The organism is Pseudomonas sp. (assembly GCF_030696055.1).
Lineage (GTDB): Bacteria > Pseudomonadota > Gammaproteobacteria > Pseudomonadales > Pseudomonadaceae > Aquipseudomonas.
The window spans coordinates 15,461-33,690 of sequence record NZ_JAUYNP010000197.1 but is presented as its reverse complement, the minus strand read 5'-3'; the positions used below and the strand labels follow the sequence as shown (position 1 = coordinate 33,690).

At 62.2% G+C, this 18,230-nt stretch carries 13 protein-coding genes and 1 pseudogene; 6 read left to right on the top strand and 8 right to left on the bottom strand.

Annotated elements, in window-relative coordinates; translation table 11 throughout:
- On the bottom strand, window positions 1–160 hold a 160-nt coding region (locus Q8Q83_RS11520), incomplete at its 3' end, for a prepilin-type N-terminal cleavage/methylation domain-containing protein (protein ID WP_305623834.1).
- Window positions 161–464: 304 nt separating this feature from the next.
- Complete coding sequence (nadC, locus tag Q8Q83_RS11515) at window positions 465–1,313, bottom strand: carboxylating nicotinate-nucleotide diphosphorylase (protein ID WP_305623830.1); 849 nt, start codon at window positions 1,311–1,313, stop codon at window positions 465–467.
- Between the two features lie 387 nt (window positions 1,314–1,700).
- Here nadC and Q8Q83_RS11510 point away from each other — a divergent pair, with 387 nt between their 5' ends.
- The 3 genes from Q8Q83_RS11510 to ampE all read left to right on the top strand — a co-directional run bounded on the left by Q8Q83_RS11510 (window position 1,701) and on the right by ampE (window position 5,750).
- On the top strand, window positions 1,701–4,022 hold the full coding sequence (locus tag Q8Q83_RS11510) for a DUF1631 domain-containing protein (protein WP_305623829.1): 2,322 nt from the start codon (window positions 1,701–1,703) through the stop codon (window positions 4,020–4,022).
- Window positions 4,023–4,352: 330 nt separating this feature from the next.
- Complete coding sequence (ampD, locus tag Q8Q83_RS11505) at window positions 4,353–4,904, top strand: 1,6-anhydro-N-acetylmuramyl-L-alanine amidase AmpD (RefSeq protein ID WP_305623827.1); 552 nt, start codon at window positions 4,353–4,355, stop codon at window positions 4,902–4,904.
- Window positions 4,905–4,913: 9 nt separating this feature from the next.
- Entirely contained in the window at window positions 4,914–5,750 is an 837-nt protein-coding gene (gene ampE, locus Q8Q83_RS11500; RefSeq protein ID WP_305623825.1) for a regulatory signaling modulator protein AmpE, read from the top strand.
- Between the two features lie 57 nt (window positions 5,751–5,807).
- On the opposite strand, the gene Q8Q83_RS11495 is transcribed toward ampE, so the two are convergent.
- Window positions 5,808–6,704: an ROK family protein gene (locus Q8Q83_RS11495; protein ID WP_305623823.1), complete on the bottom strand. Its 897-nt coding sequence runs from the start codon at window positions 6,702–6,704 to the stop codon at window positions 5,808–5,810.
- A 251-nt stretch (window positions 6,705–6,955) separates the two neighbouring features.
- On the opposite strand from Q8Q83_RS11495, the pseudogene Q8Q83_RS20245 reads away from it, so the two are divergent.
- Together Q8Q83_RS20245 and Q8Q83_RS20240 are read left to right on the top strand one after the other, a co-directional pair.
- A pseudogene (locus tag Q8Q83_RS20245) lies at window positions 6,956–8,095 on the top strand (HAMP domain-containing protein); the annotation flags it as partial.
- Between the two features lie 144 nt (window positions 8,096–8,239).
- Window positions 8,240–8,953: a methyl-accepting chemotaxis protein gene (locus Q8Q83_RS20240; protein WP_371132401.1), complete on the top strand. Its 714-nt coding sequence runs from the start codon at window positions 8,240–8,242 to the stop codon at window positions 8,951–8,953.
- A 134-nt stretch (window positions 8,954–9,087) separates the two neighbouring features.
- On the opposite strand, the gene Q8Q83_RS11485 is transcribed toward Q8Q83_RS20240, so the two are convergent.
- From Q8Q83_RS11485 to Q8Q83_RS11470, 4 genes are all read right to left on the bottom strand, one after another.
- Window positions 9,088–9,882, bottom strand: coding sequence for a TatD family hydrolase (locus tag Q8Q83_RS11485; protein WP_305623820.1), 795 nt, complete (start codon window positions 9,880–9,882; stop codon window positions 9,088–9,090).
- 93 nt (window positions 9,883–9,975) lie between these two features.
- Window positions 9,976–10,446 (bottom strand): transposase, encoded by a 471-nt coding sequence (locus Q8Q83_RS11480; protein WP_305623818.1) that lies wholly within the window; start codon window positions 10,444–10,446, stop codon window positions 9,976–9,978.
- A gap of 114 nt (window positions 10,447–10,560) precedes the next feature.
- Window positions 10,561–12,144 (bottom strand): peptide chain release factor 3, encoded by a 1,584-nt coding sequence (locus Q8Q83_RS11475; protein ID WP_305623816.1) that lies wholly within the window; start codon window positions 12,142–12,144, stop codon window positions 10,561–10,563.
- A gap of 370 nt (window positions 12,145–12,514) precedes the next feature.
- Window positions 12,515–14,227, bottom strand: a complete 1,713-nt coding sequence (locus Q8Q83_RS11470) for a di-heme-cytochrome C peroxidase (RefSeq protein WP_305623814.1) — start codon at window positions 14,225–14,227, stop codon at window positions 12,515–12,517.
- 572 nt (window positions 14,228–14,799) lie between these two features.
- Here Q8Q83_RS11470 and Q8Q83_RS11465 point away from each other — a divergent pair.
- The gene (locus Q8Q83_RS11465) at window positions 14,800–15,963 is read left to right on the top strand and encodes a type III PLP-dependent enzyme (RefSeq protein WP_305623812.1); all 1,164 of its coding nucleotides are present in this window, start codon (window positions 14,800–14,802) and stop codon (window positions 15,961–15,963) included.
- A 103-nt stretch (window positions 15,964–16,066) separates the two neighbouring features.
- Here the strand turns inward: Q8Q83_RS11465 and Q8Q83_RS11460 are convergent, their stop codons facing one another.
- Window positions 16,067–18,184, bottom strand: coding sequence for a TonB-dependent siderophore receptor (locus Q8Q83_RS11460; RefSeq protein WP_305623810.1), 2,118 nt, complete (start codon window positions 18,182–18,184; stop codon window positions 16,067–16,069).
- Between the last annotated feature and the right edge of the window lie 46 nt (window positions 18,185–18,230).

The window sequence follows — 18,230 nt, the reverse complement described above, 5'->3', positions numbered from 1 at the left end:
CGGCGGTGCGCACGCCGGAAGCCAGAGACATGCCCTCGGTCACCTGGGCACGGATGGTGTAGTCCTGATAGGCCGGAATAGCGATGGCGGCCAGGATGCCGATGATCGCAACCACGATCATCAGTTCGATCAGCGTAAAGCCTTGTTGTACCTTTTTCATATTCTTGCTCCAAGGGCTGGGTCTAGCGAAATAGATAGGAACAATTTTATTCCTGTATTGGCTAAAGCAAGGGGTGTGCCAGGGCGTGATTTCTGAATCTTGAGCGGTATCAGTTGGCCTCTGCTTGGCGCTCGCTGCCAGGGGGCGACAGATATGTGGTGCGGGGGTGACATTTTTGGAGGGTTATATGCCCAAAAATGTCACCCTGAATTTGCCTGCTGGTTATTTCCAGCTAATTGATCATGAAGTTGTCGTTCGCGCAGGAGCTGCAGTCTTCGCGGTTGCGCCTTGCCTTGCTTGAGGTTTACAGGCTCAGCCGCATCGACAAATCCACCGCCTTTACATCCTTGGTCAGCGCGCCAATCGAAATGTAGTCCACCCCTGTCTCGGCAATAGCGCGCAAGGTGCTGTCGTTGATCCCGCCCGAGGCTTCCAGTTTGGCGCGGCCTTGGGTGAGGGCGACGGCTTGGCGCATTTCGTCCTGGGTCAGTTCGTCGAGCATGATGATGTCGGCTCCGGCCTCCAGGGCCTGCTGCAGTTCTGCCAGGCTTTCCACTTCGACTTCCACCGGCTTGCCAGGCGCTATCCTGTGCGCGGCTTGCACGGCGGCGGCTATGCCGCCGCAGGCGGCTATATGGTTTTCCTTGATAAGGAAGGCGTCGTACAGACCGATGCGGTGGTTGTGGCAGCCGCCGCAGGTGACTGCGTACTTCTGCGCCAGGCGCAGGCCGGGCAGGGTCTTGCGGGTGTCGAGCAGTTTGACTGCGGTGCCTTGCACCAGGTCGGCGTAGTGCTGGCAGCGGGTGGCGACGGCGGACAGGGTTTGCAGGAAGTTCAGGGCGCTGCGTTCGCCGCTGAGCAGGGCGCGGGCCGGGCCTTCCAGGTAGAACAGTGGCTGGTTGGGGCTGACGCGTGCGCCGTCACGGACTTGCCAGTGCACGGCGACGCGCGGGTCGAGTTGGCGGAATACGGCGTCGACCCAGGCGGTGCCGGCAATCACCGCCGCTTCACGGGTGATGATGGTGGCGCGGGCCAGGCGTTCGGTGGGGATCAATTGCGCGGTGATGTCGCCGCTGCCTATGTCCTCTGCCAGGGCGCGGCGCACGTTGGCCTCGATTTCGCTGCTGAGGTCGGCAAGGGTGAGGTTGGGCATGACGGGCTCCGTTAGCTGAATGCGCCGATTATAGGGATTGGCGCGTGCTCGTGCAGCGCGATTGCAGGCTCTGCTGGCGCCGGCGGCAATGGTCGTCGGTCTTTATGGGGCTATGCTAGTTGGGTGAGGGTTTCCTTGGGCGGTTGTCTGCGGCAGGCCAATTGGCTGGGCATGCGCGCAGGCAGTAACCGTTGGGAAGCTGCAGCGTTACATCTGTGACCTGGGTCATGTCTGGAAGAGAAGTCGACTTGGTATGCGTGGGTGCATCCCTATAATGACTTTACTTCTTAAAATATTGACGCCACGGCTTTGACGTTACGGATGACGTCCAGTTGACCGCTGTGCAGATCGGTTCGCCCAAGAGGGGCAGTCTGCAGGAGACTCGCAATGAAAACTGACGCGAACGTGGTGCACCTGAACAAGGTGGCCACTGAGCAATCGCCCATCTCGCCGGTAGGAAGACTGCCCGTGGCGCTGACTAATGTGCGTGACAAAGCGGCGCAGCAGCTGAGAACGGCATTGCAGGCGCTATTCGACAATGCGGACGATACGCTGTTCGAAATGGCCGATCGCGCCACCAGTAATACCGAGCAGAACGCATTTTTCGAGACCATGCGCGATTTGCGCCTGAAGCGCAAAAATATCGAGCGTGGCTTTCTGCACAAGGTTTTCGAGTCCTTTACCACCCTCAATCAATACGAAATCGGCAGGTCGGCGCCTCTGGATGCGGTGTCGTTCGACACCTTGGCACTGGTGCAGAACGATGCGCTGGAAGAGGCCGTGGCGCTAGACGCCATGGTCGCCAAGGTGATGAGCCGTGACGGTACGGCCCTGCATCATCTGACCACGCGCTTGAATGCCATGGTCAGCAAAAAGCTCGACGATAAGAGCAATCCCCTCGGCCCTACGCTGCTCTGTGAGTTTTTCCTCGAGGCGTGCAGCAGCCTGGGGGTGGAGATCAAGGTCAAGCTGATCATCCTCAAGCTGTTTGAGAAGTATGTATTGGCAGATCTGGATCAGTTATACGCCGAGGCCAATCAGGTCCTGGTCGAGGCCGGGGTATTGCCTGAGCTGAGGTCGGCCCCGCAGCGGCGCAACCACTCGCGGCCCAGTGTCTCGGCCGCCAGCGTGGCGGATGAGCCGCCCGCGCAGTCGGGCGCGGATTATGCGGATGAGGGGGTCAAGGAAGTCTTTGGCGCTCTGCAGGAGTTGCTGGCGCAAGCCCGCGGCAGCTCAGTGCCGCGACGTAATAGGCCCGCCGATGCGCGGCCGATTTCCAGCAACGATCTGATGCGTTTGCTCTCCCATATGCAGCAGGGGGTGCCGGTTCAGGCGAGCGATGATTTCGACCTGCGCGCGCAGCTGGAAAACCTGCTGGTGCGTGCCAGCGTCAAGGCCGGCAAGGTGCGTGTGGTCGGCGAAGTGGATGAGGACGTGATCAATCTGGTGTCGATGTTGTTCGAGTTCATTCTCGATGACCGCACCTTGCCGGACTCCCTCAAGGCCCTGATCGGTCGTCTGCAGATTCCCATGCTGAAAGTCGCGGTGATCGACAAGACCTTCTTCAGCCGGGGCAGCCATCCGGCCCGACGGCTGCTCAATGAGATCGCTTCGGCTGCCCTGGGCTGGGGCGATCAGGATGATACCCAGCGCGACAGCCTGTACCAGAAGATCGAACAGGTGGTACAGCGCCTGCTCAATGACTTTATCGACGATCCGGTGATCTTTTCCGAGTTGCTGGCCGACTTCCTGGCCTTTACCGGCGATGAACGGCGCCGCAGCGAGTTGCTCGAGCAGCGTACCCGCGATGCCGAAGAGGGCAGCGCCAGGGCCGCACTGGCGCGGCGCGAGGTTGAGCAGGCGCTGAATCAGCGGTTGCTCGGCAAGACCTTGCCGGAAGTGGTGGTGCGCCTGCTGCAGGAAGCCTGGAGCAAGGTGCTGATGCTCACCTGTCTGAAGCATGGGGTGCAGTCGGCCGAGTGGCAGGCGGCCCTGGCGACCATGGATGACCTGGTGTGGAGCGTCGAGGCGCATGAGGACCCAGAGGCGCGCATGCGCTTGCTGGAACTGGTGCCCGGCCTGCTCAAGGCGCTGCGTGAAGGCATGTCCAGTGCGGCCTTCGATCCTTTCTCCACGGGCGAATTCTTCAGTCAGCTGGAGGCTTTGCATGTGCAGGCGTTCCAGCGCTTCAAGCGCGCGCTGCCAGAGCCTGAACCCGAGCCAGAACCTGCGAATGTCGAGCAACCGCTAGCGTTGGATGAGGATAAGCAGCCGCAGGCGAGCAGCGCGATTGCGCTGCCCTTGCTGGAGCTGCCGCCAGAGTTGCCAGCAGAAGAGCCGGCCATGGTCGAGGTGGTCGAGGAAATCGTCCTGCTGGTGCCGGGCGAGGCCAGAATGGCGGAGGTGGAAGTCAGCCTGGCGGATGACGATGAAGCGCTGCTGCAGGTGGACAGCCTGCGGGTCGGCAGCTGGGTCGAATTTCAGGAAGACGAAGAGCACAAGCTGCGCTGCAAGTTGGCGGCCGTGATCAAGCCGACCGGCAAGTACGTTTTCGTCAATCGCACCGGCATGAAGGTATTGGAAAAGACCCGCATGGGCTTGGCGGTTGAATTCCGCCGCGGCGCCATTCGCTTGCTGGATGATGCCTTGTTGTTCGACCGCGCCCTGGAGTCGGTGATCGGCAATCTGCGCAAGCTGAAGAACACCTAAGCCCTAAGGCCGGTCTCGTAGTTGTGCGCGAGCACCCTGCCGAAGGCGTTTGCCCGCTATTTTGGCTGCCCCGTTTGCACCGCCAGTGGGGCGGCAAATTCCCTGCCCTAGGAGCCTGTCGGGCTTGACCGTTCGTAGCGAGGGAAAGTCCGGTTTGCGGCAGTTTTTGCGCTCTTTTGAGGAGAATAGTCGCTCTATTTAACGAAAAAGAGCGCGAAAAATGACCAAATCCGGCTTTCCGCAGTAGAACAGCGTTAAGTCCGACAGGCTCCTAGTGCTTGGCCCTGTGGGCCGGCTGTTCTAGAGTGAGGGCTCGTTCAAGGAGCCTTTATGCAACTGGATTCCGCCAGTGGCTGGTGCCACGGCATTCGCCACTGCCCATCCCCCAACTTCAATGCGCGCCCGCAGGCGGAGGTTTCCCTGCTGGTGATCCATAACATCAGCCTGCCACCTGGCCAATTCGGCACCGGCAAGGTGCAGGAGTTCTTCCAGAACCGTCTCTGCGCCGATGAACATCCCTACTTCGCCACTATCGCCAGCCTGCAGGTGTCCGCGCATTTCTTGATCGAGCGTGACGGCGCCATCACCCAGTTAGTCTCCTGCGATGAGCGTGCGTGGCATGCCGGTCAGTCGCGTTTCGCCGAACGGGACAACTGCAACGACTTTTCCCTGGGGATAGAGCTGGAGGGCACCGATGAATTGCCATTTACCGATGGGCAATATAGCGCTCTGGTCGAGCTGATCCGCTTGTTGCAAGAGCGCTATCCCGCGCTCACTGTGGAGCGTATCTGTGGTCACAGTGACATAGCGCCGGGGCGCAAGACCGATCCCGGTCCGGCTTTCGACTGGCTGCGTCTGCGCCGCGCGCTGCTGAATAAATAAGGAGAAATCATGAGCTTTCTGGTGCTACTGCTGGTGCTCTGGGTCGAGAAGTTCTCGGCATGGCGCAGCAATATCCAGCAGGACGGCCCCTGGCTACGCCTGTTGGCCAGGATCGAGCATAAGGCCGATTGGCTGGCGCGGCCCTGGCTGGTCCTGGCGCTGTTGGTGCTGGTGCCGTTGGCGGGCTTGGCCCTGCTGCTGGTGCTGCTCGAGCCCCTGGCCTATGGCTGGCTGGCGCTGCCGGTGCATCTGCTGGTGGTGATTTACAGTCTGGGTCGGGGCGATTTGCAGGCGGCGCTGGGGCCTTTTCGCGACAGCTGGCGCCGTGGCGATGCGGAGGCCGCTTATCTGGTGGCCCGCCGCGATCTGGGGCTTGAGGCCGAAGAGGAGGGCGCGCTGCTGCAGCGAGTGCAGGGGCACTTGGTGTGGCAGGCCTACCAAAGCTTTTTTGCGGTGATCTTCTGGTATGCGCTGCTCGGCCCACTGGCCGCGCTGGCCTATCGCTTGCTCGCCTTGACCGCCGAACATGCCGAACAGCCCGCCTTGCGCGAGCGTGCGGTGCAGGTGCGACATGGCTTCGATTGGCTGCCGGTGCGGGTGTTGGCCGCCAGTTTCGCCCTGGTCGGCAACTTTGCGGCGGTCAGCCGGGCCTTGCTGCACGAGTTGCTCAGCTGGGATATCAGTGCGGCGCAACTGGTGATCAACACCGGGCGTGCCGCCAGCGAGACACCCGAGCCGGTCATCGGCGAGCTGGGTGTCAGCAGCCTGGACGAGCTGTGGCAGTTGCTGGTACGCGCCGCCGTGCTCTGGTACGCCCTCTTCGCGCTGTGGACCCTATTGCTCTAAGCCGTCGGGGTTGCGGGTGTTCAGCGCTAGCTGTGCTGAGCCGCTGCGCCTGCCCGCTTAGTCCCACAGCCAGGCGGCGCCGCGTACTCCGCTGGAGTCGCCGTGCAGCGCTTGCAGCAGACGGGTGTTGACCCGGTCGGAGAACACATAGCGTGGCAGCAGCGGCGCCACCTGGGTGTAGAGCGCCGGGATATTTGAGAGTCCGCCGCCCAGCACTATGACTTCGGGATCGAGCAGGTTGATCACCGAGGCCAGGCCGCGTGCCAGCTGGTCGCAGTAGCTGGCGAGTGCTTGTTGCGCTGCGGGTTGGCCGGCTTGGGCGGCGGCGACTATGCCGCTGGCCTCCAGGCCCAGGCCGCTGCGCGCGGCCCAGCCGGGGCCGCTGAGAAAGGTCTCGATGCAATCGTCTTTGCCGCAATAGCAGCGGCGTGCCGGACCATCCTCGGCGCGGCGCCAGGGCAATGGGTTGTGCCCCCACTCGCCAGCAATGGCGTTGGGGCCGCCGAGCAGGCGGTCGTGGATCATCAGGCCGCCACCCACGCCCGTGCCCAGAATCGCCCCGAATAGGCTATTGGCGCCCGCGCCCGCGCCGGCGCCATCGCGGGCTTCGGATAGGGTGAAGCAGTCGGCGTCATTGGCGAGGCGGATCGGCCGCCGCAAGAGCTGCTCGAGGTCGCCCTGCAGGTCCTGGCCAATCAGGCAGGTGGAGTTGGCATTCTTGATCCGGCCGTGATCCGGTGAGCGCGCGCCGGGGATGGCAACGCCTACACTGCCCTGTGCGCCCAGTTGCTGTTCGCAGGCCTCGACTAAGCTGGCTATCAGGGCCAGAGTTTGCCGGTAATCGCCCTGGGGCGTGGATAGGCGCTGGCGCAGGCGTTGTTGGCCGTGCTCCAGGGCGACGATTTCAACCTTGGTGCCACCCAGATCAATGCCGAGTTTTAGCGGTGTGCGCATCATTAACCTTAAGTTACAGAGGTCGGGGTCGATAAGAGGTATATATGGCGGCATGCTCAAGCTTTTTTGTGATGTGGATCACCTTTATCTGCCCGTATTACCCCCGTTGATCCACATGCCACAGGTCGAGCAGTCAGGGACGCACCAGCCGCCATCTGCGATTCTGCGCGGCTGATCTTGCCACCCTAGATGACAATAATTAGAACTGGAGACGTCTTGTGAAGACCGTGTTGTATCCGGCCATCGCGCTAATGAACCGCCTCAGCTTCGGCATGAAATTCAGTTTGATCAGTGTCCTGTTCTTTCTGCCCATGCTGGTCACCAACTTCTATCTGGTACGCGATTCCTATCGCCAGTTCATCAGCACCCAGGCGGCGCTGGAGAGCATCGACCTGCTGGGTGAAACCCTGACCCTGCGGCGCGCCCTGGAAGACTATGTCGACCTGATCGAAATCAACGCGATGATCGGCCAGTCCGGTCAGGCCGGTGATCTTGAGAGCCGGGTCAGCAAGTTGCAAGGCAGTGTCGCCGACAGCCTGCAGGCGCTGGCGCCGGTCGCCCATGGCACTGCACAGATCGAAGAGTTCAATGCCAAGCGCGATGAGTTGGTCGCCGAGCTGGCCGCCATCCAGCGCGAAACCTCGCTGCAGGGCAAGATCGCCCTGGCCGAGAAGCTGCTGGGCAGCTCCCAGGTGTTTATCAAGCTGGTCGCCAGCCAGGCGGGCCTGAGCCAGGACCGCGAGGGCGCGGTGCGGCAGATGATCGAGCTGGTCACAGTGGTCACCCCCAAGGTCAGCGCCACCCTGAGTCAGGGGCGCGCGCTGGGCGCCTATTCCCTGGGCCAGGGCTTTCTCAACTCCTCGGCCAGCACCCAGTTCGATGAGCTGTTGCTGGAGCTGGAAAAGCTCCATGGTGAGTACGGCCTGAACCTGCAGGAATCGCTCAAGAGCAGCCCCGAGGCCAGAGCGGCCCTGGACAGCCTGGCCGCGGCCAGCCTGGAGAGCTTGAAAACCAGCGGGGTGCTGTTCGAGGACAAGGTGGTGGTGGCCGACTCCCTGGATACGCCTTGGCTGCAGTTCTATGAAGAAGTCAGCGCCGCCATGGGCAAGACCTATCAGCTCAATGACGCGGTGCTGGTGCTCCTCGACGGGCAGCTGCAAGTGCGCCTGCAGGATAACCGCAGCCAGATGGTTTTCCTGGTGGCGGCCTTGCTGGTGGTGTTCCTGCTGATCCTCTACCTGTACGGCGGTTTCTATGTGTCGATTCGCTCCACCTTGCGCAGCCTCGGCCAGGTGATGAATCAGGTGGCGGCCGGCGATATGACGGTGAGCTTCAAGGCGCAGAGCGAGGATGAGTTGGGTGAACTGGGCCAGGTTTTCAATGAAACCGTGGTCAAGATTCACGAGCTGATCGAGCGGGTCGGGCAAACCGTGGTCGAGGTCGAGCGTCAGGCCGATCGGGTGCAGCAGGTGTCGGGCCAGAGCAATCAGGCGGTCGCCGGGCAACGCAGCCAGATCGAGCAGGTCGCGACCGCGATGAACGAGATGTCCGCCACCGCCCAAGAGGTGGCACGCAGCGCCGCCGCAGCGGTCGACAGCGCGCAGAGCGTCAACCAGGAAACCGTGAGCGGCCGTGCCCTGGTCGAGTCCCAGGTCGGCAGCATTCAGCGCCTGGCGGGCGAGATCGATCAGTCGGTGGCGGTGATCAATCAATTGGCCAGCGACAGCGCCTCGATCAGCCAGGTGCTGGATGTGATCAAGGGCATCGCCGAGCAGACCAACCTGTTGGCGCTCAACGCGGCCATCGAGGCGGCGCGCGCCGGCGAGCAAGGCCGTGGTTTCGCCGTGGTGGCCGACGAGGTGCGCAACCTGGCCAAGCGCACCCAGCAGTCCACCGAAGAAATCGAGGCGATGATCAGCAAGCTGCAGGGCGGCGTGGGCGCGGCGGTGAAGGCGATGAATGTCAGCCATCAGATGGCCGATACCACGGTCAGCGAGTCGGGCAAGGTACAGCTGGCCCTGGAAAATATCCTCGGCGCGGTGGGCATGATAGTCGACCAGAACCAGCAGATCGCCACGGCGGCCGAAGAGCAGACGGCGGTGGCGCATGATATCGATCAGAATATCGTCGAGATCAGCCAGGCCGGCGAGCGCACTGCCGAGGGCGCCAGCCAGACCGAACAAGCCAGCCGCGAGCTGTCGGGTTTGGTGTCACGCTTAAAGCAGTTGATCAGCGCGTTCCGCGTCTAAGTCCTAGGCAGTACCGACAAAGCCCGGCATTTGGCCAATGCCGTTCACTTAAGCCAAGTGAACGGCATTTTTGTAGCCCGGATGAAATCCGGGGGAACTCTACCCCGGCAAATCTGCCCCGGATTGCATCCGGGCTACGGTGTTGCGTCAGCATCCCAGCCGAACAGTTCGGCGGCATTGCGGCTGCTGGCGCTGGCCAGTTGCTCGGGGCTGATAGCCAGCAGCTGGGCCAGGTTGGCGCAGATGTCCGGCAGGTACTCCGGGCTGTTGCGCTGCTTGGGGTGCATGACGGGGGCCATATCCGGGGCGTCGGTTTCCAGTACCAGCGCCTCCAGCGGCAGCTGGGCAATCACCTTGCGCAGGCGCAAGGCCTGGGGCCAGGTGGGCGCGCCGCCCAGGCCCAGTTTGAAGCCGAGCTTGAGGTATTCGCGGGCCTCCTCATAGCTGCCGGCAAAGGCATGGATGATGCCGCCGCGCGCAGGTTTGAGACGTTTCAGGGTGGCGATGGTGGCGTCATGGGCGCGGCGCACATGCAGCAGGGCCGGTAGCTCGAACTCCATGGCCAGTCTGAGCTGGGCCTCGAACAAGGCTTGCTGCCGCTCGCGGTCCAGCTGCTCGAGAAAGTAATCCAGACCGAACTCGCCCACCGCGCACAGCTGCGGGTGACCGGCCAGGCGCTGCAGCCAGGCGCGCAGCTCGTTCAGGTGTTCGGGGCTATGGCTGTCCAGATAGACCGGATGCAGGCCGAAGGCGGCGTACAGGCCCTGGTCCTGCTGCACCATCTCCCATAGCCGTTGCCAGTTGGCCTGATACACCCCGAGCACCACCATCCGCTCCACGCCCAGGGCCCGGCAGCGGGCCAGCAGCTCGCGGCGATCGGTGTCGAAGTCGGGGAAATCCAGGTGGGTGTGGGTGTCGATCAGGCGCATGGGCTGAGCATCGGCGATTTGCCGGCATTGTGCCAGTCGGCGTGCCTCGTTGCTCCGTAGGAGCCAGCTTGCTGGCGATCAAGGATTCTCGGCTCATAACCAAGTCGCGTCCCAAAACGGATAGTCGCCTAGGCGTTTGACTAGCCCTGCTCGTAGCGGGTTGGCGACTATATAGCGCGCGACGCTTGGCAGGTCTTCTTCCTGGCGGAGCGCCCGATCATGAAAGCCTTTCTGCCACAGCTTGCCGCTGCGTGCATTACTGGCTTTGTTGATGGCAATAGCGCTGCGCGACTTGATGCGTTGCATCAGCGCGTGCAGGGGTATGTCCCTAAGCACGACGAGCCAGTGTAGATGATCTGGCATTAGCACCCAGGCAAGCGATTCGACGGTTTTTGATTCATGCGCATCGCGCATTTCAGCTATGAGTAGGCGAGCCGCTTGCCAGTCGTTGAAAACTGGCAGGCGTTCATGGGTAACGGCTGTCAGCAGATAAGCGCACCCAGACTCGGAGAAGCGCCCCAGACGTAAGGCATGGCTGCGATGGGCGAAGAGGCTGGAATCCATTCCAGAAACATCCAGAGATGTGCTTTATGTAGGAGCCAGCTTGCTGGCGATCTGCTCTTCATAGGGAAAGGCGATCGCCAGCAAGCTGGCTCCTACACAGGGTAGTGCAACGCCCTAGTGATGCTCGCGGGTCGCGCGGAATTTCACATCCGGCCAGCGTTCTTCCATCAGTGCCAGGTTGACCCGGGTTGGGGCCAGGTAGGTGAGGTGGCCGCCGCCGTCGAGGGCGAGGTTTTCCACCGCCTTGTTGCTGAATTCCTCGAGCTTCTTCTTGTCGGCGCAGTCGATCCAGCGCGCCGACCACACGGTGATCGGCTCGTAAGCGCACTCGACCTTGTATTCCTCTTTCAGGCGGCTGGCGACCACGTCGAACTGCAGCACGCCGACCGCGCCGAGGATGATGTCGTTGCTGCGCTCGGGGAAGAACACCTGGGTCGCGCCTTCTTCGGCCAGCTGCTGCAGGCCCTGGCGCAGCTGCTTGGATTTCAACGGGTCCTTCAGGCGCACGCGGCGGAACAGTTCCGGGGCGAAGTGCGGGATGCCGGTAAAGCCCAGGCTCTCGCCTTCGCTGAAGGTGTCGCCGATCTGGATGGTGCCGTGGTTGTGCAGACCGATAATGTCGCCGGCGTAGGCCTCTTCCAGCATCTCGCGCTCGCTGGAGAAGAAGGTCAGGGCGTCGCCGATGCGCACGTCCTTGCCCAGGCGCACGTGGCGCATCTTCATGCCCTGGCTGTATTTGCCCGAGCAGATGCGCATAAAGGCAATCCGATCCCGATGTTTCGGGTCCATGTTCGCCTGGATCTTGAACACGAAGCCGCTGAACTTATCTTCCACCGGTTCCACGGTGCGCTCGTTGGCCACCCGCGCCAACGGCTTGGGCGCCCAGTCGACCACCGCATCCAGCACATGGTCGACGCCGAAGTTACCCAGGGCGGTGCCGAAGAATACCGGGGTCAGTTGGCCGTCGAGGAATTCCTGCTGGTTGAACTCGTGGCAGGCGCCCTGCACCAGTTCCAGCTGTTCGACAAAGCGGTTGTACTCATCGCCCAGATGGGCGCGGGCCTCATCCGAGTCGAGCTTTTCGATGATCTTGACGTCGGTGCGCTCGTGGCCGTGACCGGCGGTGTAGACGATGATGTAGTCGTCGGCCAGGTGATACACGCCCTTGAAGTCCTTGTAGCAGCCGATCGGCCAGGTGATAGGCGCGGCCTTGATCTTCAGCACCGCCTCGATCTCGTCGAGCAGCTCGATGGGGTCGCGGATATCGCGGTCCAGCTTGTTGATAAAGCTGACGATGGGCGTATCGCGCAGCCGGCATACGTCCATCAGGGCGATGGTGCGTGGCTCCACCCCCTTACCGCCGTCCAGCACCATCAGCGCGCTGTCCACCGCAGTCAATGTGCGGTAGGTGTCTTCCGAGAAGTCTTCGTGGCCGGGGGTGTCGAGCAGGTTGATCATATGCTCGCGGTAGGGGAACTGCATCACCGAGGTGGTGATGGAGATGCCGCGTTGTTTCTCCATCTCCATCCAGTCGGAAGTGGCATGGCGGTCGGACTTGCGCGACTTCACCGTACCGGCCACGGCAATCGCCTTGCCCATCAGCAGCAGCTTCTCGGTAATGGTGGTCTTACCGGCGTCGGGGTGGGAGATGATGGCGAAGGTGCGGCGTTTGGCGACTTCGGCGGCCTGGTTGGTCATGGTTCGTGCCTGCAGGAAGCGGATCGGAGGGGGAGGCGAGCTCCCGCAAAACAGGCTGTGTGAAAACGTAGCGAGCGAAGGTTAGGCAAGGCAAAAACAGGCGAGGAAGCGGAGTTTACGAGTTGCAAATGAGCATTCCGAGCCTGTTTTTAACGCCGCATAACCGAGCGCAGTAGTTTTCACACAGCCTGAAAAGGGCGCGATTATAGCTGGAATTCGTGCAGGGCAGGCGCCTGCCGTCCGGGGCTTCAGGCTGAAGGGGTGACGGGCTGCTGGCAAGGCTGGGATAGCCGCGAGCGGGGCCGGTTTCAGGCCATGGCGCCGAGCGCCAGCGGCTCGCGTGGAGCCTCTGGTGCGGGCGTCGCGACGCTTACAGGGTTTTCAGGTATTCCAGCAGGGCCAGCTTGTCGGCGGCCGGTAGCGTGGTGCCGAACTCGTGGCCGCAGCGGCTGTTGCCCGAGTTGCGCGCGCTGCAATCGGTGGTTGTGAGGCTGTAGGCGCCGAACTTGCTCTGCTCGACGGCCAGGCCGATGGCCTGGATGTCGTAGGCCGGGCCGACCTTGAACGAGGCGATCCGTTCGGCGGCCGGTTTCAGCAGTTCGGTCAGGCTCGGCACCGAGCCGTTGTGCAGGTAGGGGGCGGTGGCCCAGATGCCTTGCAGCACGCGGGCCTCGTAAGGGAAAGCCCCACTGGGCTGGAGCACCGTGGGGCGGAAGGCGCCGGACAGGGGGGCGGTGGTCGGCATATAGAGGGCATTGGTGGTGGTGATGGTCTCTTTGCCGAGGAACTCCCGCGCGTAGTGCTGCAGAATCGAACCCACCACCGCGGTGCCCAATACGTTGAAGGCGGTGTCGGTGGGCTTGAGGGCTTTTTCCAGGAAAGGAATTTTCGCGCCATTGAGTACGCCGGTCTGTACGGTCCATTGCAGGATGTCATGCTCGCGGGAGTCGGTGCCGACGTCCTGCACCGGAGTGGCCCAGGTTTCGTGGGTCAGCGAACGGAAGGCGCCACGCTTGATGCCATGGCAGTCGGCGCAGCCGCCTTGTGCCTGGGACAGGTTGTAGAGGGCTTCGCCCTGCTTGGCGAGCGCTTGGTCGACCGGCCATGGCCATTTGGGCGGGCCGATTTTACTGATCAGCTTTTCCTGCGCGGCCAGCCCGGAAAAGTTCGCCGAGTTGTTCGCCAGGTAATCGATTTTCAGCAGGTCCTTGGCGTCTTTTTTCGGATGGAACACCGCGAATACGCCGTACACCTCGCCCAGGTTGCGGGCCAAGCCGAGCAGATCGTTGCCGTTGTCGGCGAAGCCAGGCCATTGGGTCTTGTCCTGCCGGTAGGCGTTCCACAGGAAGGGGTAACGCACGGGCGCCACCGCTTTCTGGATGTTTTCCGGAATCAGGTAGGACGGCGGCGGGCCGATATCCAGGCCGGTCAGGCGGTTGAAAATCATCGATACGGCGTCCAGGCGCGCCGGCCCCCAGGGTTCTTGCGGCAATGCCCGGGCGATCAGGGTGTGGTAGCGCTGGTACCAGTCCTCCACGGCCAGGCGCAGTTCAGCCTTGTGGGTCGGCGAGGAGACCGAGCCCAGTACCGAGGCGGCGAAGGCGTCGAATACCGCCTGCTCGGCGAGCACCCGGCCCATCGCCGTGTCGAGGTCGGCGAGGAAACTCTGGAAGTCGCTGATGGCCGGGCCGCCGTCGATCCGGTAGGCCGCGCCGCCGACTTCAATCTGCCGGGTATGGCAGGCCGAGCAGGTCATGCCGAGGTTCTGCCCGCTACTGCTGTTGGCGGCGGTGAAACCCACCGGTAGGCCGGGCGGATTGCTCTGAGGGTTCGGCAGATAGCCGTAGCGGCTCAAGCTGTTGGCCATAAAGGCCGAACCGTCGGGCTGCTTGAGGGCGATGGCCCAGCTCAGGGGCATGATCTGCGAGCCCTGGTCGCGGCTGTAATAGTCCGCTCGGGTGCTGGCGTTCCAGTTTTTGCCCTGATCCATATAGATGGGCGCGGCGGCCTGACTCTGGGCTGCGGACAACAGCGCGCTGGCGGCAAAAATTGCGAGGTACGACGTACGAATAATCGGGTGCATTTCTACTTCCCTGTTTGAGATGCCTGGCGAGGTTCTGAGCAGTTAAGCAGCGACATTGGTAATTGCAATAAGCGTTATCTGGCGGCGTGCGCATTGTGCGTGGCCATGGCGCCGAGGTTCGCTCGCTAGGTTTGCACCCGGCCTGTGCCGGGCGGGGCTCATCGACAGGAGGGGCGGCATTTTGCGCTGGTTTTGTGCAGCATTTCGGACGTTTTGTTGAGGATAAAAAACGAACAGCCGCGCCTGGGAAAAACCTCGGCAGGCCGGTGTGTTTTTGATTGATCTCAGGGCCTGCTGGTCCTAAAGTTCGCGGCCGAACGTCCATGCTGGCAACGATCCATCCGGCTCAAGTACTGACGACGAGAGGTTTGCGGCTCCTCACTAACAGATGAGCAGTGGATTCTCGGCGACATGCCTTGGGAAGTAGGCGAACCAAAGTGGGGAAACTGATCAGACGTTCTGCTCATGCGGGTTAACCGCCGGGCATCCCTAAATGGTGGGCAATTGACTGCTGTGCAGCGCTTGCCTGACTGAAAGTGTTTTAACTGGTTCCGCCAACTGGAGTCCCGAGCATGTCGATCAAGGTCGAAGACTATTACGCACCCGCTACTTTTCAACGCATGAAGGCGTTTGCCGACACCCAGGAAACCCCCTTCGTGGTGATCGATACCGCGATTATCAGCCAGGCCTACGACGACCTGCGCGCCGGTTTCGAATTCGCCAAGGTGTATTACGCGGTCAAGGCCAACCCGGCCGTGGAAATCATCGACCTGCTCAAGGAAAAAGGTTCCAGCTTCGACATCGCCTCTATCTACGAGTTGGACAAGGTGCTGGGCCGCGGCGTCGGCCCGGAGCGCATCAGCTACGGCAACACCATCAAGAAATCCAAGGACATCCGCTACTTCTATGAGAAGGGCGTGCGCCTGTACGCCACCGACTCGGAAGCCGACCTGCGCAATATCGCCAAGGCCGCGCCGGGGTCGAAAGTCTATGTGCGCATCCTCACCGAAGGCTCGACCACCGCCGACTGGCCGCTGTCGCGCAAGTTCGGCTGCCAGACCGACATGGCCATGGACCTGCTGATCCTCGCCCGCGACCTGGGCCTGGTGCCCTACGGTCTGTCCTTCCACGTCGGCTCGCAGCAGCGCGACATTTCCGTGTGGGACGCGGCCATTGCCAAGGTCAAGGTGATCTTCGAGCGCCTGAAGGAAGAAGACGGCATCGAACTCAAGCTGATCAATATGGGCGGCGGCTTCCCGGCCAACTACATCACCCGCACCAACAGCCTGGAAACCTACGCCGAGGAAATCATCCGCTTCCTCAAGGAAGACTTCGGCGACGACCTGCCGGAGATCATCCTCGAGCCGGGCCGTTCGCTGATCGCCAACGCCGGCATCCTGGTCAGCGAAGTGGTGCTGGTGGCGCGCAAGTCGCGTACCGCGGTGGAGCGCTGGGTCTACGTCGATGTGGGCAAGTTCAGCGGCCTGATCGAAACCATGGACGAGTCGATCAAGTTCCCCATCTACACCGAGAAGAAAGGCGAGATGGAAGAGGTGGTGATCGCCGGGCCGACCTGCGACAGCGCCGACATCATGTACGAGAACTACAAGTACGGCCTGCCGCTCAACCTGGCTATCGGTGACCGCCTGTACTGGCTGTCCACCGGCGCCTACACCACCAGCTACAGCGCGGTGGAATTCAATGGCTTCCCGCCGCTGAAGTCGTTCTACCTGTAAGACCTCGCGAGCGAAAACGACAAAGCCACCCGCGGGTGGCTTTGTCATTTCTAGTAGTCCGTCTGGTTAATGCGGTTAGCTGACGTAGTCGGTGCGGCTCTGCTTAGAAACGATAGTTCGCGCTCAGCTCCAGGCTGCGCGGCGCGCCGGGGGTGATCAGGTCCACCGAGCCGTGGGCCGAGGCGTAATACTCCTTGTCGAAGATATTGCGCAGGCGCAGGGCCATGTCCCATTGCTCCAGTTCGTAGAACAGGGCCGCATCGGCCGTGGTGTAGCCGGGCATGCTCGTCACGTTGTCCAGTGCGGTATAGCGCTCACCCACATAGTTGAGCCCCAGGCCGGCCCGCCATTCGGGCGCCAAGGAGCGCACCAGCCAGAGGTTGGCGCTGTTCCGGGGCGTCAGGGTCGGCACCTGGCCTTCGTTCGGCACGCCATTGGTGCGGCTGTTGGATTTGACGATTTCGGCATCCAGATAGGCGTAGCCGCCGTAGACCTGCCACTTGTCGCCGAGCTTGCCGCTGACTGTGGTCTCGAAACCATCGGTGCGCTGCTCGCCGGCCAGCACCAGTTTCGCCGGATTGGCCGGGTCGGTGGTCTTGATGTTGCTGCGCTCCAGGCGGAAGACCGCCGCGGTGACCGACAGGCGATCGTCCAGCCAGTCCCATTTGGCGCCCAGCTCGTAGTTGGTGGTTTCCTCGGGTTCCAGGTCCTGGTTGGTGGTGCTCAGGGCGAACATTTCGGCGGACGGCTGGTAGGAGCGGCTGACCGAGACGTAGTAGGACTGCATCTCGTCCGGCTGGTAAACCAGGCCCGCGCGCGGGCTCCAGGTGCGGTCCGTGCGGGCCAGGCGGCTGCCGTTGAGGGCGTTGTCGTAATTCTGCTCGAACTCGTCGTAGCGCACGCCCAGCAGCGCCTTCCAGTGCGGGGCCAACTCGATCAGGTCCTGCACGTAGAGCCCGGCGGTGTCCTGGCTGTTGACGCCCTTGGCCGTCAAGTTCTTGGCCTGGAAAGGCACCTCGACCAGGCCATCGCGGTACACCGGCACCTGCGCCACGTTGCTCTGGCTATACACCACCTGGCCCTTGTCCTGGCGCCCCAGTTCGATGCCGTACAGCAGGTTGTGGGCCATTCCGGCGAGCTCGGCCTGCTGCTTCAGTTCGGTCTGGTTGAACCAGCCATCCTCCTTGCGCTGCACGTTGCCGCGGTTCAGCTTGACCCGCAGTTCGCCATTGACGGTGACGAAGCGGTTTGGCCCGGAGTCGGCCAGGGTGTTGTTGCGGTCGAGATCGTAATGGTAGTAACGGCTGGTGTTGGACAGGGTCCAGGAGTCGTTGAGCCGATAGTCGATGCCGGCGGTGAAGGAGAACACCTCGCTGCGGGTGTAGTCGTCGTCCGGGTCGGCCGAACCGAAGCGCTTGTCGCGGTCGACCTGCACCGGGCGGCCGTTTAGGGCGGGGATGCCGAAGTCGATCAGGCGCTTGTCGTACAGGTAGGTCGCGCCCAGGTTCAGCTCGAGATCGTCGGACAGCTTGAAGAACGCCGAGGGCGCGATGGCCTTGCGTTCGGTGTAGCCGTCGTCACGGAAGGTGTCGCTGTCCTCGAGGGCGCCGGTCACGCGGAAGGCCTTGTCGCCCTGCTGCTGGTCGGCCCAACCGGCATCGAACTGGGTGCGTTTCTTGCCCTCGGAGTCCAGACTGATGCCGATCTCCTGTTGCGGGTCGAAGGTCGGTTTCTTGGTCACGCTGTTGATCAGGCCGCCGGAGGAACCACGGCCGTAGAGGACGGCGGCAGGCCCCTTGATCACCTCGACTTGCTCGATATTCGACAGGTCGCGGAAATACAGCGCATCGTCACGAATCCCATCGATGTACTGGTCACCGATGGCGCTGAAGCCGCGGATGGTGACCTGGTCGCGTTGCCCGTCGCCGTTGGACAGGCCGACGCCGGGGACATTCTTCAGCACGTCCTCCATCGATTGCGCGCCCTGATCCTTGATCAGGCTCTGCGGAATCACGCTGACCGACTGCGGGATATCGCGCAGCGGCGCATCTATCTTCAGGGCGCTCTTGCTGCTGGCCGGCTTGTAGCTGCTCTGCTCCTGCGTACTGGTCACCGTGGTCGCCGGCACTTCTAGCGCCGTTTTTGGCTGTGCATGGATGGCCTGAGCAACGCATAGGCTCAACAGCGACAGGCAGGCTGGTTTGATACGAAAAATGGTCACCTACGAACTCCCTATAGAAAAGAACGCTAATGGTAACGATTATTAT